The sequence below is a fragment of the Paenibacillus sp. AR247 genome (assembly GCF_002968895.1).
In the GTDB taxonomy this organism is placed as follows: domain Bacteria; phylum Bacillota; class Bacilli; order Paenibacillales; family Paenibacillaceae; genus Paenibacillus_AQ; species Paenibacillus_AQ favisporus.
The window spans coordinates 1,354,686-1,359,767 of record NZ_PCZT01000009.1 but is presented as its reverse complement, the minus strand read 5'-3'; the positions used below and the strand labels follow the sequence as shown (position 1 = coordinate 1,359,767).

The 5,082-nt window shown below is 49.9% G+C and carries 5 protein-coding genes; all 5 read left to right on the top strand.

Going from position 1 to position 5,082, the window contains the following annotated elements; genetic code table 11:
• Positions 1–730 (top strand): helix-turn-helix transcriptional regulator (locus CPT76_RS37405; RefSeq protein WP_181152852.1); only part of this gene is annotated, 730 nt, incomplete at its 5' end.
• A gap of 294 nt (positions 731–1,024) precedes the next feature.
• The gene (locus CPT76_RS14450; protein ID WP_105443399.1) at positions 1,025–1,318 is read left to right on the top strand and encodes a beta galactosidase jelly roll domain-containing protein; all 294 of its coding nucleotides are present in this window, start codon (positions 1,025–1,027) and stop codon (positions 1,316–1,318) included.
• Between the two features lie 257 nt (positions 1,319–1,575).
• A complete protein-coding gene (locus CPT76_RS14445) occupies positions 1,576–2,325 on the top strand; it encodes a hypothetical protein (protein ID WP_105443398.1) in 750 nt (249 codons plus the stop codon).
• Between the two features lie 55 nt (positions 2,326–2,380).
• Positions 2,381–3,340 carry a right-handed parallel beta-helix repeat-containing protein gene (locus CPT76_RS39695; RefSeq protein ID WP_258168464.1) on the top strand — a complete coding sequence of 320 codons (960 nt, stop codon included), beginning with the start codon at positions 2,381–2,383 and terminating at the stop codon, positions 3,338–3,340.
• Positions 3,328–5,082, top strand: a 1,755-nt coding sequence (locus CPT76_RS14440; RefSeq protein WP_258168462.1) for an Ig-like domain-containing protein, incomplete at its 3' end; no start/stop codon positions are given. The genes CPT76_RS39695 and CPT76_RS14440, both read left to right, overlap by 13 nt.

Sequence of the window (5,082 nt, the reverse complement as noted above, 5' to 3'; positions counted from 1 at the left end):
GGAATCCGTGCAAAGGGCGTTTCATAATAACCTGCCTGACTCGATCACCTGTGAGTCCTCCATATCGGATGAACATATCGTTGTGTGGCTGCTTCAGCCGCAGGCGGAACTGCTCGGCCGTTTCCTTCACCCTGATCCGGAGGCACAGGCTTGGAAAGGATTCATGGCGTATATGAAGGGGATCCTGGAACTGGTGCAAAATGAATGCGAAGGCCTGCTTGGCGCATCCGTGTCATTCGGCGTTTCCGGCGATTTGAGCAAGGGCTGGGAGACGATCCGCGACCAATACAGCGCGCTGCTCGGTGCACTGGAGTCCCGAGTCTCGTTCGGCCACAAGATGATCGTGATTGATATTGAGCAGGCCCATCAAGAATTTTCGCCGGACTCCGGGCAAATGAAGCAGGAAGACATGAAATCCTGGGTGATCAACCAGATTCAGAGCTTTATCCAGCACCATCTGTCCGGTGATGTGTCCCTGACCGCGATCGCGGAGCATGTCCATTTCAATCCATCTTACTTGTCGCGCTACTACAAACAGATGACCGGTCAAAATTTGCAGGATTACATCCAGTCGAAAAAGCTGGAATGCGCGCTTCACCTGATGCAGCACACCAATCTTAAGTTAATCGAAATCGCCGCCCGGGTCGGCTTCGATTCGCATTCCTATTTTACGACCTTTTTCAAGAAAAAGATGGGGGTTTCTCCCCAGGAATACCGAAACTCCAAATAGGTAAAAAAAGTGAAAGCAAAGTAAAAAACTCAAAATTGATAGCGCTTTCCTTCGGAATCTATAATGATGACGTGAAGCGATAACAAGATGACAGCATACAAAGGGGGAAGGCCATCAATATGAAATTACACAAGCCATGGAAATTGCTTTTGCTCGCCACGATTTCTCTTTCGTTATTCACGGCATGCTCGAGCCAGGGGAACGATTCGGCGGCAACCTCAGCCGCAGACCCGGCAGCCAAGGAAGAAACCGTTTTTATCGGACTGGACGACGTACTCGCTGCCGTTAACCGACTTGTCCGGTCTCGCTTTTCACGCACTGCAGCCGCAGCAAGGCTCTGCCTTTTACCGTGGGCAGCTGCAGGTTCACGAACGGGCAGACACCTTTCTGAGCTTGAACGGCTGGACCAAAGGCGTCGTATTTATCAACGGCTTCAACCTTGGCCGGTATTGGAACATCGGGCCGCAAAAAACGCTGTATGTGCCGGGGCCGCTGCTGCGGGAGGGTGCCAATGAAATTGTCATTTTCGAATTATACGGCACGGAACTGCCGGAAATTGATTTTGTTGAGCAGCCGGATTTAGGATAGTCGTTTTATGGGTCTGGAACCAGCTCTTTGCAACTCTAAGCTTGATCATTGATCAGGCTTAGAGTTTTTTTGTTGAGCCTGCCTTGTGTGTTGAGATACATCCACCCACCGGATCCATGAGGTAAAGAAAGTGAAAGGTTTGTAAAGATCGAGAAATGGATGCGCTTTCTTTCGGGCTTTATAATGATATAACACGTCAAAGATTAAAGGCGATGTTGATTACAGCATGATAACAAATAGGCTGGCGAGGGATGCATATGGTTAAAATCATTCATCATTTTGGCAGTCCCAAATGGCTGTTTACGGCCGGATTGTTGGTCTTAGGTTCCGTGATCGTTATATTCACTGCGGGGTCCGGGTTTTCCAAGACGAAGCATCACGCTGAGGTGATCGCGACGGTTAACGGTGTACCCGTTCATGTCAACGAATTCCGCAGAGCCATCACTGCAAATAAAGCTGGAGTCATCAGCTACTTTTATGAAAAATATGGCGCTGAGCCGTCGCCGGCGTTTTGGACCACGTCTTACGGAGGGGAAATTCCGCTGGAAATGATCAAAAAAAGAGCGCTGGAAACGAGCGTGAACATCAAGATCCAGCAAATCATTGCGCAGGAGCAGGGAGTGCTGCGAGATATCGATGAGGGCAGTTTTGTACAATCCCTCGAGCGTGAAAACAAGAGAAGGCAAAAAGCGATCCGCGATCATCAGGTTGTTTTCGGACCCGCCTCCTACAGTGAGGATGCTTATTTTGAATACGTCATGACAAACGCAATCGTATCCGTCAAAAACCATCTGATGGAGCAGGATTGGAAGCCCGATGAACAGCAGCTGAAGCGGTTTTACGAGTCTCGAAAAAGCGCGGAAACGAAGGATCAGGCATTTGACGCTGTGAAAGACCAAGTAGTCAAAGACTACATCGACTATAAATACGAGCGCTATGTCCGCGAACGCATCTCCGAAGCAAAGGTCGTCGTGAATCAGGGACCATACGATTCGTTTCAAATGTAACGATGTAACGCCTAATGGGCTTTACATACATGATAAAACGAAAGGATGATGCTTTTTGAGGAAATGGGGAGGTAAAGTGTTCTGCATGACTTTGATTGTCTCCATGGTATGTTCTTTCTTCACCGCTTTGCCGCAGGCCGCGATGGCATCCGGCACGACTTATTACGTGGACCGTACGGGAGGAGATGACCGGAACAACGGAACAAGCCAAGATTCCGCCTGGAAGACATTGGACAAAGTCAATGCGACCACCTTTTCACCGGGGGACAAGATTCTGTTTAAAGCAGGGGAAAGCTGGAGCGGCAGGCTGTGGCCCAAAGGCTCGGGCGAACAAGGAAATCCCATCATTATTGATAGGTATGGGGAAGGCAGCAAGCCGTTAATCGCCGGCGTGACGTCACAGCTGGAAGCGATCTTGTTGAAAAATCAGCAGTATTGGGAGATCAACAACCTGGAAGTGACGAACAGCTCCCCACTGCCATTTGACAGGGACTGGGAAAACCCACGCGGACAACGGCGGGGCGTCTACATCTTAAACGAAGAAGCGGGACTGCTGCACCATATTCATATTAAAAATTTAAACATTCATGATGTAGACGGTTCTTATACGACTCGATCCGGCGGAATTATTGTCGACTCGGTCGGGTCAACGACGCCAAGCGCTTTTGACGACGTCCTGATTGACGGGAATATGCTGACGGACGTGGATGCGTATGGCATTTACATCGGTTCCAACTGCATCCTGCGTAATGGAATGGGCGATTTATGGCCGTGGGTGCCGAAGCCTTACGGGCCTTGGACACCTTCGACTCGTGTGAAAATATCCAACAACACCGTCCTCAGAGCCGCAACGGGAGGAATTGCCTGGAACGTAACCGATGGAGCGGTTGTCGAGCGCAATACGGTAGGGCAGGCTACATATCTGGCGACCAATGCTTCCATTTGGTGGGCCTATTCGGACAACAATTTGGTCCAATTCGCCATGATAACGCAGGCGGATTTATGCTGTTTGTAAACGATACGTATGACACGATCAATACGGTCGTAAGGTATAACATCAGCCAGAATGACCGAAAAAGCATTTTCCGGTACAGCGGATCGATCGATAACGTGTATAACTACAATAATACGGTTTACGTCGGAAAAGCATCCGGCAACCCAGTCATGAGCGATTATTTCACCAAGGCTTCCGGCGCTCCGCGCAACATCAAAAATTATAACAATGTCTATTACAGCTTAGGGGATAAAGGCTGGGATTTGAGGGGGCAAACGTTCGACTATAACGCGTATTACGGGGGGAACACGCTCGTTCAGGCCGATGCCCATGGGGTAACCGGCGATCCGAAATTTGCGAATCCCGGCAGCGGAGCGGATGGGATGAATACCGTCGACGGTTATAAGCTGCTGACCGATTCTCCTTTGATCGGTGCAGGCATTCGCATCAATGAAAACGGAGGCAGGGACTACTTCGGCAATCGGTTATACAATGAGGCTCCGGATATCGGCGCACACGAATACGAAGGCAGCGTGCCTCCAGCCGGTTCTATGCCCGATCCCATCGACGTCGTTCAGATCCGGCCGGTCAGCACGCCTGTCGATGACTTGGCTCCACAGGCTGCCGCAAGCACGACATTTCATTCGTCGTCTTCACAGCCGATTGAAAATATCAACGATAAGTTTTATGATACCGCATGGTCTACCGAGGCTTCGCCTTCTTTTCCGGGATATATCACGCTTGACTTTGGTGGTCAAACCATTTCTACCAATCAATTGAAGATCAATACGAGATTCGGGCAGGAATCGGGGATGACGGATTTCGATCTGGAATACGACAACGGTTCAGGATGGGTGCCTATCCGGACGAATATTCATCTGTCATGGGATTTGAATAATGGCTCGAATGAGATCAAATCCGTAGAGTTTCCGCTTACCCGTTTTTCCAAAATCCGATTGAAGGTGCATGGAGGAAATGCGCTGTCCGGCAGGATCACACTGAACGAACTAGAACTATATAACAATCCGGATTTATCCAAAGACATGGTCACCACGTCCTTCCCTACTGGAGCGGGCACGATCACAAACATTATCGACAACAATTTGAACTCGGCATGGGGAAGCGACGTTAACGTATCTTTTCCGGGCTATATCACGCTCGATTACGGACATGATCCGGTACCTGTCAACAAGGTCACGTTGGTTACCTTTTTCGGCATAGGTCAAGGGATTACGAAGTTTGACGTGGAGTATTACGACGGCAGCGGCTGGCTAACCGCATTGCCTGGTGCATCGGTCGAATGGAAGCTTAACGACAGCACCAAAGAAAGCCAAGCCGTCACCTTTCCGACCGTTCATGCTTATAAACTGCGGCTGAAAGTGAATGATGCGAACCGGGTATGGGGCAATATCGCGCTGAATGAGCTTATCGTTGAGCATACCCCTGAACACGTACCCGTCACCGGTATTTCGATCGACCGACCGGAGATCGTTTTTAATGCGTCTTCCGATCGCAGTGCGGCACTGCAGGCTGCCGTTAGTCCCAGCAACGCGACCAATAAAAAAGTCAAATGGATTACCGATGATGATCAGGTGGTTGAGGTGGACGCTGAAGGACGGGTGAAGGCAGTAGGGGAGGGGAAAGCTGTTATTACGGCAACGACGGAAGATGGGGATTTTCAGGCTTCGAGCCAAATAACCGTCGATTGGACAGCCCCCGAGATCAGGCTGGGCCCTGTGACTACATCTGAATTCACGTCTGGT

Excerpts from the sequence above, each read along its gene's own strand:
- CPT76_RS14445 (WP_105443398.1), top strand. The coding sequence starts at position 1,576 with ATGGTTAAAATCATTCATCATTTTGGCAGTCCCAAATGGCTGTTTACG.